The organism is Thalassospira sp. MCCC 1A03138 (assembly GCF_002115785.1).
Classification (GTDB): Bacteria; Pseudomonadota; Alphaproteobacteria; order Rhodospirillales; family Thalassospiraceae; genus Thalassospira.
Map to the genome: position 1 here is coordinate 114,890 of NZ_JFJY01000001.1, position 21,401 is coordinate 136,290.

The 21,401-nt window shown below is 54.2% G+C and carries 21 protein-coding genes; 11 read left to right on the top strand and 10 right to left on the bottom strand.

Going from position 1 to position 21,401, the window contains the following annotated elements:
- Nucleotides 1-69 precede the first annotated feature (69 nt).
- From TH468_RS00590 to TH468_RS00610, 5 genes are all read left to right on the top strand, one after another.
- The gene (locus TH468_RS00590; RefSeq protein WP_085641778.1) at nt 70-864 is read left to right on the top strand and encodes a thymidylate synthase; all 795 of its coding nucleotides are present in this window, start codon (nt 70-72) and stop codon (nt 862-864) included.
- Nucleotides 864-1,403: a dihydrofolate reductase gene (locus tag TH468_RS00595; RefSeq protein WP_085641779.1), complete on the top strand. Its 540-nt coding sequence runs from the start codon at nt 864-866 to the stop codon at nt 1,401-1,403. Before TH468_RS00590 ends, TH468_RS00595 begins: the two co-directional genes overlap by 1 nt.
- A gap of 125 nt (nt 1,404-1,528) precedes the next feature.
- Nucleotides 1,529-1,960: a large conductance mechanosensitive channel protein MscL gene (gene mscL / locus TH468_RS00600; RefSeq protein ID WP_085641780.1), complete on the top strand. Its 432-nt coding sequence runs from the start codon at nt 1,529-1,531 to the stop codon at nt 1,958-1,960.
- 145 nt (nt 1,961-2,105) lie between these two features.
- Nucleotides 2,106-2,687, top strand: coding sequence for a TetR/AcrR family transcriptional regulator (locus tag TH468_RS00605; RefSeq protein ID WP_085642395.1), 582 nt, complete (start codon nt 2,106-2,108; stop codon nt 2,685-2,687).
- 117 nt (nt 2,688-2,804) lie between these two features.
- A complete protein-coding gene (locus TH468_RS00610; RefSeq protein WP_085641781.1) occupies nt 2,805-3,362 on the top strand; it encodes a peroxiredoxin-like family protein in 558 nt (185 codons plus the stop codon).
- An 87-nt stretch (nt 3,363-3,449) separates the two neighbouring features.
- On the opposite strand, the gene TH468_RS00615 is transcribed toward TH468_RS00610, so the two are convergent.
- From TH468_RS00615 to cyoA, 6 genes are all read right to left on the bottom strand, one after another.
- Complete coding sequence (locus tag TH468_RS00615; RefSeq protein ID WP_085641782.1) at nt 3,450-4,088, bottom strand: glutathione S-transferase family protein; 639 nt, start codon at nt 4,086-4,088, stop codon at nt 3,450-3,452.
- 227 nt (nt 4,089-4,315) lie between these two features.
- Nucleotides 4,316-5,092 (bottom strand): SURF1 family protein, encoded by a 777-nt coding sequence (locus tag TH468_RS00620; RefSeq protein ID WP_085642396.1) that lies wholly within the window; start codon nt 5,090-5,092, stop codon nt 4,316-4,318.
- 87 nt (nt 5,093-5,179) lie between these two features.
- Nucleotides 5,180-5,572, bottom strand: a complete 393-nt coding sequence (locus TH468_RS00625; RefSeq protein WP_062952651.1) for a cytochrome o ubiquinol oxidase subunit IV — start codon at nt 5,570-5,572, stop codon at nt 5,180-5,182.
- Complete coding sequence (gene cyoC / locus TH468_RS00630; RefSeq protein ID WP_085641783.1) at nt 5,569-6,189, bottom strand: cytochrome o ubiquinol oxidase subunit III; 621 nt, start codon at nt 6,187-6,189, stop codon at nt 5,569-5,571. Before cyoC ends, TH468_RS00625 begins: the two co-directional genes overlap by 4 nt.
- A 10-nt stretch (nt 6,190-6,199) precedes the next feature.
- Nucleotides 6,200-8,209: a cytochrome o ubiquinol oxidase subunit I gene (cyoB, locus tag TH468_RS00635; RefSeq protein WP_085641784.1), complete on the bottom strand. Its 2,010-nt coding sequence runs from the start codon at nt 8,207-8,209 to the stop codon at nt 6,200-6,202.
- Nucleotides 8,210-8,301: 92 nt separating this feature from the next.
- A complete protein-coding gene (gene cyoA / locus TH468_RS00640) occupies nt 8,302-9,432 on the bottom strand; it encodes a ubiquinol oxidase subunit II (RefSeq protein WP_085641785.1) in 1,131 nt (376 codons plus the stop codon).
- A 413-nt stretch (nt 9,433-9,845) separates the two neighbouring features.
- On the opposite strand from cyoA, the gene TH468_RS00645 reads away from it, so the two are divergent.
- Nucleotides 9,846-11,186, top strand: coding sequence for an MFS transporter (locus TH468_RS00645; protein ID WP_085641786.1), 1,341 nt, complete (start codon nt 9,846-9,848; stop codon nt 11,184-11,186).
- Nucleotides 11,187-11,260: 74 nt separating this feature from the next.
- Here the strand turns inward: TH468_RS00645 and TH468_RS00650 are convergent, their stop codons facing one another.
- The gene (locus tag TH468_RS00650; protein ID WP_085641787.1) at nt 11,261-11,953 is read right to left on the bottom strand and encodes a glutathione S-transferase family protein; all 693 of its coding nucleotides are present in this window, start codon (nt 11,951-11,953) and stop codon (nt 11,261-11,263) included.
- Nucleotides 11,954-12,104: 151 nt separating this feature from the next.
- Here TH468_RS00650 and TH468_RS00655 point away from each other — a divergent pair, with 151 nt between their 5' ends.
- From TH468_RS00655 to zigA, 3 genes are all read left to right on the top strand, one after another.
- On the top strand, nt 12,105-12,818 hold the full coding sequence (locus tag TH468_RS00655; protein ID WP_085641788.1) for a glutathione binding-like protein: 714 nt from the start codon (nt 12,105-12,107) through the stop codon (nt 12,816-12,818).
- Between the two features lie 228 nt (nt 12,819-13,046).
- Entirely contained in the window at nt 13,047-14,201 is a 1,155-nt protein-coding gene (locus TH468_RS00660; protein ID WP_168177048.1) for a carboxylesterase, read from the top strand.
- A gap of 163 nt (nt 14,202-14,364) precedes the next feature.
- Nucleotides 14,365-15,591: a zinc metallochaperone GTPase ZigA gene (gene zigA, locus TH468_RS00665; protein ID WP_085641790.1), complete on the top strand. Its 1,227-nt coding sequence runs from the start codon at nt 14,365-14,367 to the stop codon at nt 15,589-15,591.
- A 59-nt stretch (nt 15,592-15,650) separates the two neighbouring features.
- Here the strand turns inward: zigA and TH468_RS00670 are convergent, their stop codons facing one another.
- Nucleotides 15,651-17,342, bottom strand: a complete 1,692-nt coding sequence (locus TH468_RS00670) for a methyl-accepting chemotaxis protein (RefSeq protein WP_246832173.1) — start codon at nt 17,340-17,342, stop codon at nt 15,651-15,653.
- Between the two features lie 285 nt (nt 17,343-17,627).
- On the opposite strand from TH468_RS00670, the gene TH468_RS00675 reads away from it, so the two are divergent.
- Complete coding sequence (locus TH468_RS00675; protein ID WP_085642397.1) at nt 17,628-18,137, top strand: TspO/MBR family protein; 510 nt, start codon at nt 17,628-17,630, stop codon at nt 18,135-18,137.
- Nucleotides 18,138-18,245: 108 nt separating this feature from the next.
- Nucleotides 18,246-19,259, top strand: a complete 1,014-nt coding sequence (locus TH468_RS00680; RefSeq protein WP_085641792.1) for an NADP-dependent oxidoreductase — start codon at nt 18,246-18,248, stop codon at nt 19,257-19,259.
- Nucleotides 19,260-19,334: 75 nt separating this feature from the next.
- On the opposite strand, the gene TH468_RS00685 is transcribed toward TH468_RS00680, so the two are convergent.
- Entirely contained in the window at nt 19,335-20,156 is an 822-nt protein-coding gene (locus TH468_RS00685; protein ID WP_210402194.1) for a DUF3750 domain-containing protein, read from the bottom strand.
- A gap of 145 nt (nt 20,157-20,301) precedes the next feature.
- A complete protein-coding gene (locus TH468_RS00690; protein ID WP_085642398.1) occupies nt 20,302-21,276 on the bottom strand; it encodes a helix-turn-helix domain-containing protein in 975 nt (324 codons plus the stop codon).
- Between the last annotated feature and the right edge of the window lie 125 nt (nt 21,277-21,401).

A 21,401-nucleotide genomic window follows, 5' to 3' on the forward strand; every position in this document is an offset into this window, starting at 1 on the left:
GGTGACTTGCCGCCCCATCCATTGCCAACTATGCTGCCCCAAACACGATTCCGAACAACAGGATGCGGCATGCAGCAATATCTCGATCTGATGCGTTTGGTGCGCGATACCGGCGCCCATAAGGAAGATCGCACTGGCACCGGCACGGTATCGGTCTTTGGTCACCAGATGCGGTTTGACCTGTCAAAGGGCTTTCCGATGGTCACCACCAAAAAGCTGCATCTGAAATCGATCATCCATGAATTGCTTTGGTTCCTGGCCGGTGACACCAATGTCAAATATCTTCAGGACAATGGTGTACGCATCTGGAACGAATGGGCCGATGAAAACGGCGAACTTGGCCCGGTTTACGGTGGTCAGTGGCGGTCATGGCGCGGGGCGAACGGCGAAACAATCGACCAGATCACCCAACTGATCGACCAGATCAAAAACAATCCCGACAGCCGCCGCCTGATCGTTTCGGCATGGAATGTGGCAGATGTACCCAACATGGCGCTGCCGCCCTGCCACTGCCTGTTCCAGTTCTATGTCGCGGATGGCAAACTGTCCTGCCAGCTTTATCAGCGCAGTGCCGATATCTTTTTGGGTGTGCCGTTCAATATCGCGTCTTATGCCCTGCTGACCATGATGATCGCACAGGTCTGCGATCTTGGCGTTGGTGATTTCGTCCACACGCTGGGCGATGCCCATCTTTACACCAACCACCTTGAACAGGTCGAATTGCAGCTGTCGCGTGAACCGCGCCCGTTGCCGACCATGAAAATCAATCCAGCAGTCAAATCGATCTTTGATTTCAAATATGACGATTTCGAACTGACCGGCTATGACCCGCATCCGCATATCGCGGGCAAGGTGGCCGTCTGATGCCAGCGAACAATAACGACCGGATCGAACGGGTTGCTGTGGTTGCCGCCGCTCAAAACGGCGCGATTGGCAAGGATGGCTGGATGCCCTGGCACCTGCCCGAAGACCTTAAACGGTTCAAGGCGCTTACCCTTGGCAAGCCGATGATCATGGGGCGTGTGACGTTCGAAGCGATTGGCAAACCGCTTCCCAAACGCACAATCATCGTCGTGACACGCGATACCGACTGGACGTTTGATCATGAAAATGTCCGCGTCTGCCATGACATTGAAAGTGCAATCAAACTGGCAGATCAGATCGCGGCCAAGGATGATGTCAACGAGGTCATCATTGCCGGCGGCGCGCAAATTTACAAACTCGCCATGCCTTACACCACGCGATACGAGTTGACCGAAGTCCATGCCGATATTGATGGCGATGCGTTTCTTGATCCCCTGCCCGCCGAAAAATGGCAGGAAACCGCGCGTGCCACCATTAAAAATCCCGGTGGACCGGATTACAGCTTTGTAACGTTAAATCGCCTCCGGGTGGCGGGCTGATCGGATAGCCTTACTCAACCAAACAAAACAATTCCTGTTTTCGCATTTCAATTCTAAAGTTTTTCGTCGGCAGGGCAACAAACCGCCTGCCCGATAAAACCAAGAATGAAAGAGGACAGGTAAACATGTTTGAAGAATTCAAGAAGTTTGCCCTGCGCGGCAATGTTGTCGATCTGGCAATCGGTGTGATCATCGGGGCGGCATTCGGGCGGATCGTCACATCCCTTGTCGGGGACGTCATCATGCCGGTGATCGGTTATATCTTTGGCGGTCTCGATTTTTCCAACTATTTCATCGCCCTGTCGGACGCGGTGACGGCAACGAATTATACAGACGCCAAGGCACAGGGTGCCGTGATCGGTTATGGCGCATTCATCACCATCGCGCTTAACTTCGCGATCATTGCCTGGGTGTTGTTCCTTGTCGTCAAGGCGATCAACAAGGCCAAGAAAAAAGAAGACGAAAAAGCCGGTGAAACACCGCCGCCCGCAACCCCCGAGGATGTCGCCCTGCTGCGCGAAATCCGTGACCTGCTGGCAACCCGCAAGGAATCGTAATCGCCATTTGCGAACTTAGACATCAGGGATGCGCGCAATACCTTTTGTTTCTGACTTTGTCAGTTGATATTGCGCGCTCTCGCGCCTATTTTTACATAAGTTTCAGAACATTCATTCCAGTTACTGGAACATGAAAGGATCATCGATGGCCCGCCCCCGCGCATTTGACGAAGAAAGCGTTCTTGATAACGCCATGAACATTTTCTGGAGCAAGGGCTTCGAGGCAACCTCGATCCAAGACCTTGTCGCGGAAACCGGGCTTAACCGCGCGTCCATGTATTCAAGCTTTGGCGACAAAAAGGCGTTGTTCCTGCGTGTTCTTGACCATTACAGCCAGAAAATCAGCACGACCCGGTTTGCCAAGCTGCGCGAAATGGCCGATGGCCGCGAAGCCATCATCGCAACGTTTCGCGATGCCAGTCGCGTTGGATGCGGCGAAGGCCGTCACAAGGGGTGCCTGATGGTCAATTCCGGCATGGAACTGGCACCGCATGATCCAGAGACAGCATCAATTGCCCAGGCGTCATTTCGCCGGGTCGAAGACATGTTTGTGCGCGCACTGTCACGTGGCGTAGAACACGGCACGATTGGCAGGGACAAGAATATCCGATCCCTGTCACGCTTTCTGGCTGGCTCTATTCAGGGCGTGCACCTGATGGCACGCCGTGGTGCGGATAAAGACACTCTGGACGATTACGTCGATACCATCCTGTCCACCCTCGACTGACGGACCGACTTCAACGCGATCACAGTTCGGTGATGCCGTCCTTTGCTGATTGCCATTTCAGAATGATCGTTCCATTATATTCTTCAAAGCCATAACACATCATTCATGAGGACCATAATGTCTGCTATTACCCCGTTACTTCCCCGCCAGAAAGTACCATCCCTGTCGGTTCCGCTTGTCGGTGGTGGCACATGGTCGCTTGCCGGTCAGGCGCCAGAAAACTTCACCATGGTCGTGTTCTATCGCGGCCTGCATTGCCCGATCTGCGGCAAATACCTTAAAGACCTTGATAACAAGCTGGCCGACTTCAACAAACGTGGTGTGAATGTGATTGTCCTGTCATCGGATACACAGGACCGCGCCGAAACTGCCAAGGAAAAATGGGCACTTGAAAACCTTGATCTCGGCTATGGTCTAAGCCTTGAGAAGGCCCGCGAATGGGGCCTGTATATTTCGTCAAGCAACGGCGTGACGTCGTCCGGGTTCGAAGAACCGGCACTGTTCTCCGAGCCGGGCCTGTTCCTTGTCCGGCCCGATGGCACGCTTTACTTCGGCACCGTACAAACAATGCCGTTCGCCCGTCCGGCCTTTGCTGAAATCCTTGGCGCGCTTGATTTCGTGATTGCCAAAAACTATCCGGCACGTGGCGAAGTGATTGATCATACCAATGCCTGATCGCCCTTCGGGACACCCTTAAAACGAAACCGGCCGGTTTCATTTCACAGAAACCGGCCTTTTCCCCGCAAGACTATCAGAACGTCTTCAGCCCGCCATTGTAGCGGCAAAATACGGTGCATCAATCTCCTGCGCGCGCTGATAGGCCGGGCGCGCATCAATCCGGCGAATGTAATCATTAAAGACCGGGTCTTTTGGCAGTATGTCAAACATGCACCCAAACCGGATCGTAGCCCCCATCACGACATCAACCGTCGTGAAGTTCTCACCGATAAGCCACGGGTCCGCTTTACCAACAACATCAAGCAGCATCGCAACCAGCGTATTCCAGTCACGATAGGAATTCTGACTGCTGTCCTGTGCCTCATACTGCCGCACGCGATCAACAAAAGCCGGTTCGATGGTGGATGGTGAAAAGAACAACCAGCGTAAATATTCCCCGCGTGCCGGATCATCTAAGGCCGGGGCCAATCCTGCATCGGGAAAGGCATCGGCAAGATAACAGCAGATTGCCGCCGCTTCGCTCACAACAGTATCGCCATGGACAATAGCCGGCACCTTGCCCAGCGGATTGATTGCCAGAAATTCCGGTGTCTGTCCTGCCCCGCCCCGAATGTCCAGCAACTTGACGTCAAACGGAATGCCAAGTTCCTGTAACATCCAGTGTACCGTTCCGCTTCGGGAAGGAACCGCGTGGTAAAAGGTCAATTGCCGATCTGATCGCATTGTTATGTCTCCTGCGTTTGCTCATGGGTCATGCTTTTGTCGCGTGGCAAATTCCCCTTGTTTCTGAACAATGTAAATCACATCGCAAACAGGTTCCTGACAGCAGTATGGCAGGAGATCATCCATACCTGATGCGCGCATTGTCGCTCTGCAATTGCGACGTCACCGCCCGGCAAAAGCAAAACCCGGTCTGACTGACCGGGTTTTAAAGGGTGCATCACAGGTACTTATTCATCGTCGATGTCATCACCATCATCCTTGTTGCGCCGTCGCCGCAACACAATCCATGCCGCCACCAGCGTCAGCGCCGCCATGCCAAACCACGTGATGGCATACATCAGGTGATTGTTGGGGAAACTGATCCGTGTCAGCCCGCCAACCGGCAGTTTTCCGGGATTGTTACTTCCATTGGCATCAATGAAATATGGTGCGACATCATCCGGGTTAAGGCCGCGTTTCGCGGCCATGGCGCGCACATCGCGTGAATACCAACGGTCTTCGTCGGGCACGTTGTCCCGGATAAAGGTACCGCCCGGCTCATCCATCCGCAAAAGGCCGGTAACCCTCGTATCGCCCCAAACCGTGCCCTCGGCCCGGCTATCGGGTTCACGGCGGTCGGTTGGGACAAAGCCGCGATTGATCATGATAATGGTGCCATCAACCCGTTCGAACGGGGTCATGACCCAGTATCCCGCACCATAATCCGTGGCAGCATAAACGTGGCTTTCCAGATCGTTACGATAACGGCCTAGCAGGGTGACTTTGCGGTATTCGTCGCGTTCACGGGTGACATTTTCCCAGTCGGCCCGGTCCGGTGCGGTTAACGGATCGCCATGAACGCGGGCATCAACACGTTCAATCAGATCAAGCTTCCACGCCCGACGTTCAACCTGCCAGACACCAAGTGCCGCAAAGCCCGAAAACAGGATCGCGGCCAGAATGCAAACCACGATGCGGGTCCTGATCGACGGCCCCTTGGCGGTAGACATATCCGTATCAGCCATAATCTTCATGACCTTCAAAACATCATCGGAACAAAAAAGGGCGCGATACCGGTGAAAGTATCGCGCCCCCGATTACATCAGCAGAACCTAGCCGAAGCTTCGGATCATTTCATGATCCATCTGCGGCATCATGTTGGTGTTCAGGTGATACATCACCCACAGCGAACCGGCGATGGCGATCGCCACGATCACAAGGGTAAAGATCAGCGCCAGCATGTTCCAGCCGCCTTCGGACTTGGTGTTCATGTGCAGGAAGTAGACCATATGGACAACGATCTGCACGACACCAAGACCCATGATCCAGGCCGCGGTTGCCACCTTACTGTCCAGAACCCCATCCATTACCAGCCAGAACGGGATGGCCGTCAGGATCACCGACAGGATGAAACCGATCAGATAGCTGTTGAAAGTGCCGTGGCTGGCACCGTCACCATGATCGTGACCGTGATGGTCATCATGTGCATGAGAATGCGTGCTCATCCCAGAACTCCCAACAGGTAAACAACGGAGAATACGCCGATCCAGATCACGTCAAGGAAGTGCCAGAACAGCGAAAGGCACATCAGACGACGCTTGTTTTCGACGATCAAACCACGCTTGGCAACCTGAACCATCAGGGTGACCAGCCAGATGATGCCAAACGTCACATGAAGCCCGTGCGTCGCAACCAGCGTATAGAACGACGACAGGAAACCACTGCGCATCGGTGTGGCGCCGATATACCACAGGTGATGGAACTCATAAAGTTCCAGCCCGACGAAGGCAATACCGAACAGGCCGGTAATCGCCAGCCACGTCTGGGTTCCCTTGATGCTGCCCTTTTCCATCGCCAGCATGGCAAAGCCATAGGTGATCGACGAAAACAGCAGCATGGAGGTGTTAATCGCAACCAGCTCCAGATCAAACAGATCCACCGGTGCCGGCCCGGCCGCATAATTGCGGCCAAGCACGCCATGGGTTGCAAACAGGATCGCAAAGATGAGGCAGTCGCTCATCAGATAAAGCCAGAAGCCGAGCATCGTCCCGTTCTGCGGGTGATGCTCTTCCTTCAGGTAAAAGACCGGCGCTTCGGTCTGAGAGGCAGTTGTATTCGCCATTGTCATTCCCTTACGCCTGCTGCTTTGCCAAAAGGGCGGTACGCTCTTCTTCGGTTGCAACAACTTCGCTAGCCGGGATGTGGTAATCACGGTTGTAGTTGAAGGTGTGCGCAATCGCGGTACCGATCAGGGCGATGAAGCTGACGGCGACAAGCCACCAGATATGCCAGATCAGCGCGAAACCAAGGACAAGCGACATACCCGCAAGGATCGCACCGGCACCGGTGTTTTTCGGCATGTGAATGTCCAGGAACCCGGAAGTCGGACGGACATAGCCGCGTTTCTTCATATCAGCCCAGGCATCAAGATCGTGAACGACCGGGGTGAAGGCAAAGTTGTATGCCGGAGGCGGCGACGAAGTCGACCATTCCAGCGTACGTGCATCCCACGGATCGCCCGTTTCATCACGCAATTCTTCGCGCTTGATGAAGGACACGACCAGCGACATCAGGAACGATGCAATACCGATGGCAATCAGAACCGCACCAAAGGCAGCAATGATGAACCAGATTTGCAGCGAGCCGTCATCGAAATGGTTCATGCGGCGGGTAACGCCCATCAGGCCCAGAACATAAAGCGGCATGAAGGCGAAATAGAACCCGACCAGCCAGAACCAGAAGGACATTTTGCCCCAGAACGGGTCAAGCTTGTAACCGAACGCCTTCGGGAACCAGTACACGATACCGGCAAACATCCCGAACACCACACCACCGATAATGACATTGTGGAAATGCGCAATCAGGAACAGGCTGTTATGCAGCACGAAGTCGGCCGGCGGAACTGCCAGCATCACACCGGTCATGCCACCAATCACGAAGGTCAGCATAAAGCCCATCGTCCACAGCATCGGGACGTCAAAGCTGATGCGGCCCTTATACATGGTGAACAGCCAGTTGAAGATCTTGGCGCCCGTCGGGATCGAGATGATCATCGTCGTGATGCCAAAGAAGGCGTTCACACTGGCACCCGACCCCATGGTGAAGAAGTGGTGCAGCCAGACCAGATAGGACAGGATGGTAATAACGATCGTCGCGTAAACCATCGAGCTGTAACCGAACAGCCGTTTGCGGCAGAAGGTCGAAACCACTTCCGAAAACACGCCAAACGCCGGCAGGATCAGGATGTAAACTTCCGGGTGGCCCCAGATCCAGATCAGGTTCACATACATCATGGCGTTGCCGCCAAGATCATTGGTGAAGAAGTTCGTGCCGACATAACGGTCAAGCGACAGCAGAACCAGAACCGCAGTCAGAACCGGGAAGGCCGCAACGATCAGGATGTTGGTGCAAAGCGAGGTCCAGGTGAAGACCGGCATTTTCATCATCGACATGCCCGGTGCGCGCATCTTGACGATGGTCACAATCAGGTTTACGCCCGACAACAATGTACCGACACCTGCAATCTGCAAGGCCCAGATATAGTAATCTACCCCGACGCCCGGACTGTAAACAATGTCCGAAAGCGGCGGATAGGCCAGCCAGCCGGTTTTGGCGAATTCGCCAACAAACAACGAGATCATGACGGTGATCGCACCGGCCGTCGTCATCCAGAAACTGAAATTGTTCAGGAACGGGAAGGCAACGTCACGTGCGCCGATCTGAAGCGGCACGACGAAGTTCATCAGCCCCGTCACCAGCGGCATCGCCACGAAGAAGATCATGATCACGCCGTGGGCGGTAAAGATCTGGTCGTAGTGATCTGGTGGCAGGTAACCAGCAACATCGCCAAAGGCGATCGCCTGCTGGGCACGCATCATGATCGCGTCGGCAAAGCCGCGCAGAAGCATGACAAGAGCCAGAATGATATACATGATACCGATCTTTTTATGATCGATAGATGTGATCCACTCGCGCCAGAGATATCCCCAAAGCTTGAAATAGGTCAGCGCGCCGAGAACGACGATACCACCCAGAACAACCCCCGCGAATGTCACGGCCAGGATCGGCTCGTGGAACATCGGGAAGGATTCGAGTGAAAGCCGGCCAAATATAAAATGCAAAAGGTCCGGATTTGAAAACATCGGATTACTCTTCTTTTCGATGCGGCAACGCACCGGCCAGGCCGGTGCGCGAACCGCGAAGGGCCGGTCGACTTACATCAACCGGCACTGCTTCAGAACCCTGTCGATACGCTGGCAGGAACGGGACTGAACCGGCTGTCTTCAGACCCGTTTTCAAACAGCGGGATCGAAGAAATTTCCTGGCTCAGACCGCCTGTCGGCGTCGTGCAAAGCGTTGCCACGAATGACTCGGTCAACGGCAAAGGCTGGCTGCCACGTTCACGCGGGGTGTCGTATGTCAACGACATAACGTTATAGATACCCGCAAGTCCGCCACCGCCATTTTTGTCGATATGCATCATTTCGTTCATGCACATTTTCGACTGATCGACGCACATATTCAGGATGGCCGTGTAAAGTTCCGGATCGACATTACCGAAATAGTGGACCGGTTCCGCAATGCTTGGCTTTTCAAGTTCCAGATATTCCGAACGGCCCAAAGTGGCGCTATCGGATTTGACCCTGGCAACCCAGTCATCAAAGCCCGCGTCGCTCAGCCCGTGGAACTTGAAGCGCATATGCGAGAAACCCTCGCCACTATAGTTCGCCGAAAACCCGTCATAGACGCCTTCCTCGTTGATCACGGCATGGAGCTTGGTTTCCATACCGGCCATCGAATAGATCATCCCGGCCAGTGCCGGAACATAGAAGGAGTTCATGATCCCCGAAGAGGTGATTTTGAACTGGATCGGCGTATCAATCGGTGCGGCCAACTCATTGATGGTCGCAATCCCTTGCTCGGGATAGATGAACAGCCATTTCCAATCGAGGGAAACGACTTCTACCACCATCGGCTTGTGATCTTTTTCAAGCGGACGTTCCGCATCGATACGATCCAGCGGGCGGTATGGGTCCAGGGTGTGCGTACTGACCCAGGTGATCGCACCCAGCGCGATAATGATCGCAAGCGGGGCCGACCAGATGACAATTTCCAGCTTGGTGGAATGGTGCCATTCAGGATCGTACTCTGCATCCTTATTGGATTGACGATATTTCCAGGCAAAGAACACTGTCAGCGCCATCACCGGAAGGATGATGATCAGCATCAGGATCGTGGAAACAACGATAAGGTCGGCTTGCTGTGACGCAATATCGCCAGACGGATCCATCACGACCAGATTACATCCGGTCAGTAACGTGAACACAGAAGCAATTGCGACGCCGCGTGCAAGTTTTGAGAGCATGCGCTTCTACTTTGTCAGTCTCTGGAAGATGTTCTCACAAACAACCATATGCTTGCGAGCCGCATAACCAGCCCACCGGACCGGCACACGTCGTACCCCAACCGTAGCGGCATATAGGAATTAAAATTCCAAACTTCCACGGAAGAGACACAAATTTGGCGAACTTTTTTCTTAAAGATCACCAGCAGAAAATTTCGCTCACTAGCTATAGCTGCGCCGCAACAATGTCAAGCAGGCCGCCAAACATCGGTTGGTGTTTATGACAATTATCAAAAAGCTGTAAACCATGCGTTGTGCAACGCAACACAATAATTGACACTGACGTTTGCAATTCACATGTCTATAATTAGACTCGATCCAATCAAGATGGGTCCAATGAGAAGCAATGAAGTCAGATAATTAGGGAGACAGGCGTGAACCAACCCACTCATACCTTAGCGACCTCCACCTCCTCGGGACTGGAACGCGACGCACGCCAACACTCGGCTGGCACAGTCAACGACCCCGGACAGATCGCGCTTGGCGTGATTATCGGCCGGTCATCGGAGTTTTTCGATTTCTTCGTTTATTGCATCGCCTCTGTGCTGGTGTTCCCCCAACTCCTGTTCCCCGGCGAAAGCGCGATCGTCGGCACCATCCATTCCTTCTTTATATTCTCGCTGGCTTTCGTCGCCCGCCCGATCGGCTCCCTCGTCTTCATGACGGTCGACCGCCGGTATGGCCGCGGCACGAAGCTGACGGTTGCCATGTTCCTGCTGGGCGGTTCAACCGCCGCGATGGCCTTTTTGCCAAGCTTTGACAGTGCGGGCATGTTTGCGATCTATCTGCTGTGCGTTCTTCGCTTTACGCAGGGGCTGGCACTTGGCGGCGCATGGGATGGTCTTGCCTCCCTGCTGGCACTCAACGCGCCTGATAATCGCAAGGGCTGGTATGCAATGATGCCCCAGCTCGGTGCGCCGCTTGGCTTCATTCTGGCATCCTCGCTGTTTGCCTACCTGATCCTGACCCTCTCGTCCGAGGATTTCCTCGCATTCGGCTGGCGCTTTGCCTTCTTTGTAGCCTTTGCAATCAACGTGGTGGCGCTGTTTGCCCGTCTGCGCCTGGTGGCAACGTCCGAATTCGGAAGCCTGCTTGAAAAGAACGAATTGCAGGCCGTCCGTGTCCGCGACACCATCCGCCATAACGGCCGGACAGTGCTTCTTGGCGCGCTTGTACCGCTGGTAAGCTACGCGCTGTTCCATCTGGTCACCGTCTTCGCGCTCAGCTGGGTCGTGCTTTATACCCCCGCCAATCCGGGTCAGTTCCTGTTGACCCAGGGTGTTGGTGCGGTGCTTTGCGCGCTTGGCATCATCGCATCAGGCTTCATCGCCGATCAGATCGGCCGTCGTCGCCTGCTGGGTTACTCGGCTGCCATCATTGCAGCCGGCGCCCTTCTGACCCCGCTTCTTTACGCCTATAACATCATCAATGAAGGCATGATCGTTCTGGGCGGTTTTGCGGTTCTGGGTCTGTGCTTTGGTCAGGCGGCCGGCACACTGGCATCGAACTTCAAACGTGAATATCGCTATACCGGTTCTGCCCTGACATCCGATCTTGCATGGTTGCTCGGCGCCGGCTTCGCACCGCTGATTGCCCTTCTGCTCTGCGTGGCTTATGGCCCAATTGGCGTTGGGGCGTATCTGCTTTCGGGGGCGGCGGTCACTCTGCTCGTCCTGCATTTCAACAAGCAGTTCGGACAGAAAAACACCGACTGATTGATCTTTCCCGATGTGAAACGAAACACCCCCGGCAGTCGTCTACCGGGGGTGTTTTTGTTAAAACCGGATTATCAGATGTAATTCGACGGGAACAGTGCACGTTTGGCAACGTCATCCATTTCCGATTTGAAGGCATGGTCACAGCCAACCTTGCGTGCCCTCTCCACCGCAGGGCGGGTACAGATGCCCTGATACCATTTTTTCAGGTTCGGATAGGGATCAAGCGGGGCATCATTTTTCATGACGAATGCCGCACGTTCGATCCAGCCCCAAAGCGACATATCGGCAATGGTGTAACTGTCACCGACAACAAATTCGCGCTGGGCCAAGTGATCATCCATCACCTTGTAATGGCGTTCGATTTCCTTGCGATAGCGGTTCACACCGTAATCGTTGCCCGCCGGTGCCACATGCTGAAAATGCACCGCCTGCCCGGAAAACGGGCCAAAGCCCGATGCAATGAACATCAACCACGACAGCAATTCACCGCGATCTTCCGCCGTACCAAGGAACTTTCCGGTCTTTTCAGCCAGATAAATCAGGATGGCATTCGAATCAAAAACGCGGGTTTCCTTTCCACCCGCCCCATCGGTGTCAACAATCGCCGGGACCTTGCCATTCGGGTTGATTGCCAGGAATTCCGGGCTGTGCTGTTCGCCCTTTTTGGTGTCAACCGGATGGATTTCATAAGGCAAACCAGATTCTTCAAGGAAAAGCGAAATCTTGGCCGGGTTCGGGGTTGGGTGGAAGTAAAAGCGGATCATCGAGGTCTCCTGATAAGGAGGCAAAACCGTGTTTTTCGCCTGCCCTTGAATTATGGAACGATCAGTTTAAATTGACGTATCAGAAACGTGTTGGCAAGGTCATAGTTTGAGATGAGCCACACATCATGAAAGTCAAAGGAGGCTTCGCCCCATGATTGATCTTTATTACTGGCCAACCCCGAACGGCCACAAAATCACGCTTTTCCTTGAAGAGGCTGGACTTGAATACAAAATCCACCCGGTCAATATCGGTGCCGGGGATCAGTTCAAACCGGAATTCCTGGCCTTTTCACCCAATAACCGCATGCCTGCGATCATTGATCAGAACCCGGCAGATGGCGGTGATCCGATCACGGTTTTTGAATCCGGTGCGATCCTGCAATATCTGGCTGAAAAAACCGGCAAATTCCTACCGACCGATGTGCGGGGCAAGAAAACCGTGATGGAATGGCTGTTCTGGCAGATGGGCGGACTTGGCCCGATGGCCGGCCAGAACCATCATTTCAGCGGTTATGCGCCGGAAAAAATCCCCTATGCCATCACGCGTTATGTCAACGAAACCAATCGCCTTTATGGTGTGCTGAACAAGCGCCTTGAGGGTCGCACTTTTATCGCTGGTATCGCTGGTGACGATTATTCGATTGCCGATATGGCCTGTTATCCGTGGATCGTCAGCCATGAAAAACAGCAGCAGGACCTGAATGATTTCCCCAATCTGAAACGCTGGTTTGAAAACATCAAAGCCCGTCCGGCAACCATCGCGGCCTATAAAGCCGGCGAAGGTCTTCGCAAGGAAGACGGACTGAGCGAGGAAGACAAGAAAGTCCTGTTTGGCCAGACGGCAAAAACCGGCAAAAACGCCTGATCCCAACATCATCCATCTGCATCCCCCGTCCATTAAAGGGCGGGGGATGCAAGGGTAATGGCGAATTCGACGTAATTGACTTACGATCGAACACACCTTTAAACTGATCCGCAAATCATTGAAAACGTAAGCATTCACATTAGCCAACGCACTATCCGTCAGATCAGGTCGGAGGGAGCGTTTGTGACTCTCTGTCCGATGGCACGAACAAACATTGATGGAGGGCTCATGCTTCCCCGCCTTTGTCTGCTGATTTCCGGTCTTTTGCTGATGGCATCCTGTGCGGTGCCCCCAGATTCCCCGCGCTTTGAACCTTCCACGGGTCTTCCACCCTTTGAGCAGGACAGTTTTGCGGACTATGTGCGCGAAAACCGCGCGTGGATTTCCAAACGCCGCGCCTTCATCAGCGACGACCACGATCTTGAAGTCGATATGAATGCGCCCTTTGAAATGCGCCCGAAAACCACACCAAGGCGCGGCATTCTGTTTGTGCACGGGCTTGGTTCCAGCCCGTGGTATTTCATTGATATCGCAAATGCCATGGCAAAGGATGGATGGATTGTCCGGTCAATCCTTTTGCCCGGCCACGGGACGAAATCCGCCGACCTGATGCTACCGGATCTGGAGGATTGGGAGAAAACGGTTGCCCATCATGCAAAGCTGCTCAAAAGCGAGGTTGATGAAGTCTGGCTGGGCGGGTTTTCAACCGGTGGAAATCTGATAACCAGCTATGCCACGCATGATCCCGACGTAAACGGTCTTCTGCTGTTTTCGCCCGGATTTTATCCGTCAAACGGGTATCTGTTTCTCACGCCGGTAATTTCATATCTATGGGACTGGGTTGATATCGATACCGAAGATAATATTCCCAATTACCAATCCCTGCCGTCGCACGGGGCCAGCCTGTATTATCAAACCGTCGGCAGGGTACAGGACGATCTGACCCGCGCGGATTTTAACCGCCCGGTGCTGATCACGATGAGCCAGCATGACAGCGTCCTCGATCCCACTGCCACACTTGAAGCCTTCCAAAGCCGCTTCACCAATCCCCGGTCGCGTTTTGTCTGGTACGGCGAAACACCGCCAAACCTTGACGCCCCCCGTGTGACCGTGCTTTCCAGTAATCTGCTTGATGACCGCATAAGCACCTTTTCCCACATGAACGTGCTGTTTGCGCCAGATAACCCCTATTATGGCAGGCGTGGCAGTCACATCATTTTTGAAAACGGCCAGGAAGACATTCCCCTGCCAGAGGATTCAGAAACATTGTGGTTCGGGGCATGGGGCCAGATAACGCCGGGCAAATATCACGCCCGCCTGACATGGAACCCCTATTTCAACAACCTGCTTGCCGATATCCGCACGGTTACCAGCCAGCCATGATCCTTGTCCTTGTCGCCATGCCCAGCCCTCATGCGCCGGCATGGCGATGACATCGTCACAGCGTTGATCCAGTATAGATCCCACCTAAGCATTTTCATTATTGCCTCATATCTCAAAACCCGATAAATGTTATGTTATAACATAACATTCAAAAGGAACCGCTATGAAACGCCTTCCTGTTACGGTTCTGTCCGGGTTTCTTGGTGCGGGCAAAACCACCCTGCTTAATCATGTGCTGAACAATCGTGCCGGACTGAAAGTCGCCGTAATCGTCAATGATATGAGCGAGGTCAATATCGACGCCGACCTGATCCGTGATGGCGGGGCAGCACTTTCGGCCATGGATGAAAAGCTGGTCGAAATGACCAATGGCTGCATCTGCTGCACGCTACGTGACGATCTTTTGATCGAGGTCCGCCGTCTGGCCGAAGAGGGCCGGTTTGACTATCTGCTGATCGAATCAACCGGCATATCCGAACCGCTACCAGTCGCCGCGACATTCGATTTTCGCGATGAAACCGGCCAGTCTCTTGGCGATATTGCCCGACTTGACACCATGGTGACGGTTGTTGATGCTGCGCGCATGATTGCCGATTACAGCAGCACCGATTTCCTTAATGACCGGGGCGAAAGCCTTGGCGACGATGATGACCGCAGCATCGTCGATCTTCTGGTCGATCAGATCGAATTTGCCGATGTGATTGTGCTGAACAAACTTGACCTGATTGGTGCAGACGAACGCAAAATCGTGCTTGGCATCATTCGCGCGCTCAATGCCGATGCCAAAATCATCGAAACGGATCATGGCCAGGTTGATCCGCGTGACATCCTGAATACCGGCCTGTTTGATTTCGACCGTGCACAGGATCACCCGCTTTGGGCCAAGGAACTATATGGCTTTGCTGACCATCTGCCCGAAACCGAAGAGTACGGCATCAAAAGCTTTACCTTCCGCACCCCCTTGCCGTTTCACCCCAAACGATTTTACGATTTCATCCATTCCGAATGGCCGGGCATCGTGCGCGCCAAGGGGCATTTCTGGATTGCCACCCGCCCGAACTGGGTTGGCGAAATCAGTCAGGCCGGGGCTGCGGTAAAGCACGAGGCCCTTGGCACATGGTGGTGCGCCGTACCGCGTGATCGCTGGCCCGACAACAATGACTGGCGCGATAAAGTTTTATCAAACTGGGATCCGACCTTTGGCGACCGTCAGCAGGAAATCGTCTTTATCGGCCTTGCCGATCAGATGAACGAAGCCGCCCTGCGCGCACGTCTTGCAGACTGCCTGATAGACGAGGACGAGGCGATTAATGCCGGAAAATTCGAACCCGCCCGCTATAAATCCCTGCCCGATCCCTTCCCGGTTTGGGGCCGCAAAGCCGGAGCATAAAAAAGCCGCCAGCCTCGTTAAAAGGCTGGCGGCGTCAATGACCTTTGCGAACCCGCAACTTAGGCGCTGCGAACCTCGGTCAGGAAGGCTTCGACGGCATCGTTCAGAACCGCCGCCTGACGCCCAAGACCTTCGGCAAGGCCAAGCACCTCGTTCGAAAGCTTTTCAGCATCATCCGCGGCCGATGAAACGCCCGTGATGTTTTCCGAAACATCACGGGTGCCATGTGCGGCCTGTTCGACATTGCGTGCGATTTCCTGGGTTGCGGCACCCTGTTCTTCAACGGCGGCTGCAATCGTGGTTGTCGCACCGTCAAGACGGCGGATGGTTTCGGCGATCTCGGCGATTGCCGTCACTGCGTTGGATGTCGCAACCTGAATATCACCGACCTGGGATCGGATATCCTCGGTTGCGCGTGCGGTCTGGTTGGCAAGGTTCTTGACCTCGTTGGCCACCACGGCAAAGCCTTTGCCCGCATCACCGGCCCGTGCCGCTTCGATGGTCGCGTTAAGCGCCAGAAGGTTGGTCTGTTCGGCAATATCGGTAATCAGCGAAACGACCTCGCCAATCTGGTTTGCCGCCTCGGCCAGCAGTTCGATCTTCTGGTGGGTGTCTTCGGATGTGCGAACCGCACCATTGGCAATGCTGGATGATTGCGCGACCTGATTGCTGATTTCCGCAATCGAGGCACTCAATTCCTCGGCTGCCGATGCAACGGTTTCCACGTTGCTCGACATTTCCTGCGAAGCCGCGGAAACAATGGTCGAACGCTGTCCGACCTGTTTAGAGGTATCGGTCATCGCATTGGCGGAATGCTGCATGTTACCCGATGCCTGAATAACCTGTGCAACCACCTGCCCGACGCTGGCCTCGAAACTGTCGGCCATTTTGCGAAGTGCGGCGCGTTTTTCTTCCTCGGCAACACGCTCCTGCTCTTCACGCGCTTCGCGCATTTCTTCCATTTCGATTGTTTTCGATTTGAAGATATCCATGGCGCGGGCCAGATCGCCGATCTCGCTTTTCTGATCGGTATATTTGACGTCGATCTTGTGATCACCCTGCGACAGACGCAGCATGTTTTCCGAAATGGCATAAAGCGGACGGGTAATGCCCCGGCTGATCATCAGCGAAACACCGACAACCGCACACAAGACCGCCAATGCCACAAGTCCCATCACCAGCATGCTCTGCATGAAGACGGCATTTACGTCATCAATGTAGATCCCTGTGGCAACAACCCAGCCCCACGGTTTGAACGCCTTGACGAAGGAAAGCTTCGGGCGAAGCTGATCAGAATTCGGCACCTGATAGGTGTAATCGACAAAGCCCTGCCCCTCTTCTTTGGCGACACGGGCGAATTCGCGGTAATGGTGTTTACCCGATCCATCAACCGCATCACTCAGATTCTTGCCAACAAGATCCTTCTTGATGTCATGGATCAGAACCACCGGCGTGTAATCAAACACAAAGAAATAGTTGGTTTCATCATACCGAAGGGCCGCCACCGCCGCCTTGGCCGCATTTTGCGCCTGTTCGGTGGTCATTTCGCCGGACTGTTCCATTGCATGGAAATGCCCAATCAGGCTGATTGTTGATTCAACCAGATTTTTCGTTTTTGCCTTACGATCTTCAAGCATATTGCTGCGCAATTCGGTCAGACCGAACGCCCCAACCAGCAGTGCCGCAAGGATCGCCCCCGCGACGATGATCAGCATTCGCGTGCCGATCTTCATTGAATTCAGATTGAACATTTCCATCCCCATAAGCCAGTGCCTAAACGTTGCCAACATGTTGGCAACGTTTTGTTCTTTTCAAGTATCCCACCACCAGTGCACCGTATTTTACATTTCCAGCAGTGGGAATAATCAGATTATAGCAAGCGCATACAATATCCAGACATGTTTCAGCTGTGATACTAATCACTTATGCGGCTATATTTATTGTGGCTTCATACCCGCGTGGTTTCCCTTCCCTTGCGGATAAGCCTTCTGGTCCGATCTATTGGATGTCCAATGGCAGCAAACAGGGATAAAACCATGACCGATCACACCGGCACCATCTTCAACCCCAATCACCGCACGCGCGTTTTTGCGCTGATTGCGTTCATGGTACTGTGTCTGATTATTTCGGCAGCAGGCGGGGCCGTCACGGCAACCAGCGTCCATGACTGGTATCCGACACTGGAAAAGCCGTTTTTCAATCCTCCAAACTGGCTGTTTGGTCCGGTATGGAGCCTGATTTATTTCCTGATCGCCTTTAGCGGCTGGCGCATCTGGCTTAAACGCGGGATTTACGGGGCAAAGGCCCCCTTTGCCATCTACGCCGCCCAACTGACGCTGAACCTTTTGTGGTCGTTTCTGTTTTTCGGGGCGCAGTCACCATTTCTCGGGCTGGTCGATATCATCCCGCTTCTGATCCTGATCATCATTAATTGCGCGATGTTCTGGCGGATTGATCGTCTGGCGGGGATGCTTCTGGTGCCCTATGCACTGTGGGTTGGCTTCGCTACATTGCTGAACGGATCGATTTATTTTCTTAACCCCTGAAACCAGAGGGCTTTTGATATTCGACCGAAATCCGCCATTGCGAAATGACGGTCGGAATCCTACGTCGGGCACATCTTAGCCTGCGTAAAACCGACCGAGGAGGCCCAGATGAACATTGCAGCAAAGGAAATCCACCTTTTACATTACCCCGATGGCGTTCCCACCAGGGACGACTTCGCGGTAAGAGACAGCGTCCTGCCAAGTCCGCTTGACGGAGAAGTCCTTATTGAAAATATCTGGATGTCGGTCGATCCCTATATGCGCGGTCGCATGACCAAACGCAAAAGCTATATCCCGCCGTTCGAACTGAATGCCCCGCTTGAAGGTCACGCGATTGGCCGGGTCATACAAAGCCGCGACCCACGCTTTGCCGAAGGGTCGCTTGTTACCTCGATGACCGGCTGGCGCAGCCATGCGCTGCTTGAACGTGATTACCTGCATCCCATCCCCGATATGCCTGATATTCCACCCGAAAAGTTTCTGGGCGTGCTGGGCATGCCCGGCATGACGGCATGGGTGGGGTTGAACCGGATCGCTAATTGCAAGGCGGGCGATACCGTCTTTGTTTCCGCCGCCGCCGGGGCGGTCGGATCTGTGGTTTGTCAACTCGCCAAAGCCAAGGGATGCCGGGTTATCGGATCGACCGGGGATAGGGACAAGGCAAAATGGTTGCGCACCGAATTGAACGTTGATGCGGTAATAAATTACCGCGATACCGACGATCTTTCAGGAAGCCTTGGCGAAGTCGCCCCCCAGGGTATTGATGTTTATTATGAAAATGTCGGTGGTGCGCATCTTGAGGCCGCCCTTGATCATATCAATACTGGCGGGCGGATTGCCGTATGCGGCATGATTTCACACTATAATGACGAGTCCCCGCAACCCGGCCCACGCAACCTGTTCCGATTGACGACACAACGCGCAAAGATGGAAGGCTTCATCGTCAGCGACCATTGGGGCAGTTACCCCGATTTCGTCCGCGAAGGGGCAGATCTGGTGCGAAGCGGGCGGCTCAAAAGCCGTGAAACCGTGATCGAAGGGCTGGAAAACGCCCCCGAAGCCTTTATCGATCTGTTCAGAGGTAAGAATACCGGCAAGATGCTGGTGAAGCTGGCTGATTGATCCGCCAGAGCATCCGAAAAGACAAAGCCCCGCCCACATCAAAATGTGCGGGGCTTTATCGTAGGATGGATGAAATCAATACGCAGGCGCCGCACCGCCTGCATCCGCTGCTTTCACCGGCTCAACATCGCCAACCGGGGCAACATTATCCATGCCCAACCGCCCGACAGACGGCAGGCGCAGGGCCGGGCGATTGAAGTCAATGCCAAGGTTAAGACCCAGCAGGTTCAACTCGATCCCTTCTTCAAGACCAATGGAAAAACCAAGCAGCCCCAAAAGATTGGCCTGAATACCCTGACCACTTGATGACAATCCGACAGGATCGGTGATCGCACGGAAATCCTTGCCAATCGCGTTCGCCGGCATATCAAGATCAAGGTCGGGCACGCTGCGCCCGATATGGGCGACAAAGGTGTTGCTGTTTGGCCCCGGATAGCTGCGATACTGATCCGGATAAGGATAATCCCTGATCGCGGTTTCGATCTGGTCAATCAGATCATCCACACCCTCGCCGCGATGATCGGCCAGAATTTGTGGCTCCGACCCGAACCACAAGCCATCGGGCAAGGCATAATTCTTGCGCACGACATTGCCACCGCCCCAACCAACCACGTCATACCGCGTATAGCTGGTTTCACCGGCGCGTTTATAGATGATCCACGGATGAACCGCGAAATAACCGCGCCAGCCATAGGTATGGGCTGCCATGACCTGCACAATCGCAATATCGGCATTTGCCGCTGGATCAGGAGCTACACCCGATGAATGTCGCGGCGCATTACGCCATGTCTGGCGTTTTTCGGCCTTCTCGGCGGGCGGGTCCTGCGCAAGGCTGATGCCAAACGGCAGCACAAGCATCGCCAGAAGGCCCAGAATGAAATTTCTGCCTTTTCTCACCAATCAATCCTGTCAGATGTCACGTTTCATTAATGTTACGATGTGAAACGACAAATAAGATCAAAAAATGGCAATTGGTTTGCAAAGCAGCATCAAAAAACGGTGAGGCTTTGCGACAATTCTGCGACAATTGCCTTGCGTCCCCTTATGGCCACGCGGCAAAGGTATGGTCGCGCGCTCGTTCCTCGGCCCGGCGCAAGCGGCGGTAAGCGCCCGGTGCCTCGCCCATGTAACGTTTGAAAAAACGGCTGAAATAGGCCGGATCGCGAAAACCAAGCCCATAGGCGATCTGTGCGACCGCCAGCGGACTTTGTTCCAGCCGCATGCAGGCTTCGCGAATGACACGTTCATGCACAAGCGTCAGGGGCGGCTTGCCCGTCGCCCGCATCACCGCTGACCCCAGCCGCCGCTCACTGACGCCAAGGGCCGTGGCATAATCGGCAATGTTCCAGTGTTCGCGAAAATGCAGCTCTACCGCCTGCAAAAACCGCTGAAACGTGATCGAACCGGGGCGATATTTGTCACGCTGTTCCATCACACCCTCGGTCAGACGCAGAACCATCGTCAGGATGATCTGAAGATGCGCACCGACCACCATCCCCGCCCCAAACGCGTTCTGCATAAGCTCCGCCCGGATCGCATCAAAACTGCGCGCCAGTAACGCCAGATTGTTACTGCCTTCGGCCGGGGTGACGTTATGAACCATATCGGCCGCAAACCGTAACGGTAGCCCCCCGCCGGGCAAGGGTGGTACGGATATGCTGGTTGAACTACCCCCGCAATGGCGCGCCACCAGATCATCCACAACCGACAGCAGATAGCCGTCCGCCCCGGCCGAAACCGAAATCGCCTGCGTTTCGCCCAGCGGCAACCACACAAGTGCCGGGGCATGACAGTCAATCGTGCCCTGACGCAACCGGATATGCGCCCGCCCCGACAGCATCAAAACCGCATGGCACCGGTCCCGACGCGCCCGGTCATTCATCACCCAGTCCTGGGACGACAATGCATGATCAAAACGGTACATCACTGCCTGTGTCGTGACCGGCACCCGATCACCGAACGGTTGGATGCCAAACGCTTCCGGGCGTTGATTTTTTGCAATCACCGGCGTAACCATGCCTTTTTGATCCTGAAACATTCCAAATGGTTATATGTAAAATAGTACAATTTTTCGTCTTAAAATGTCAACTTGACCATCTTTACATCGGAACGCTTACAGCGCTTACTAATATTGCGGTCAAA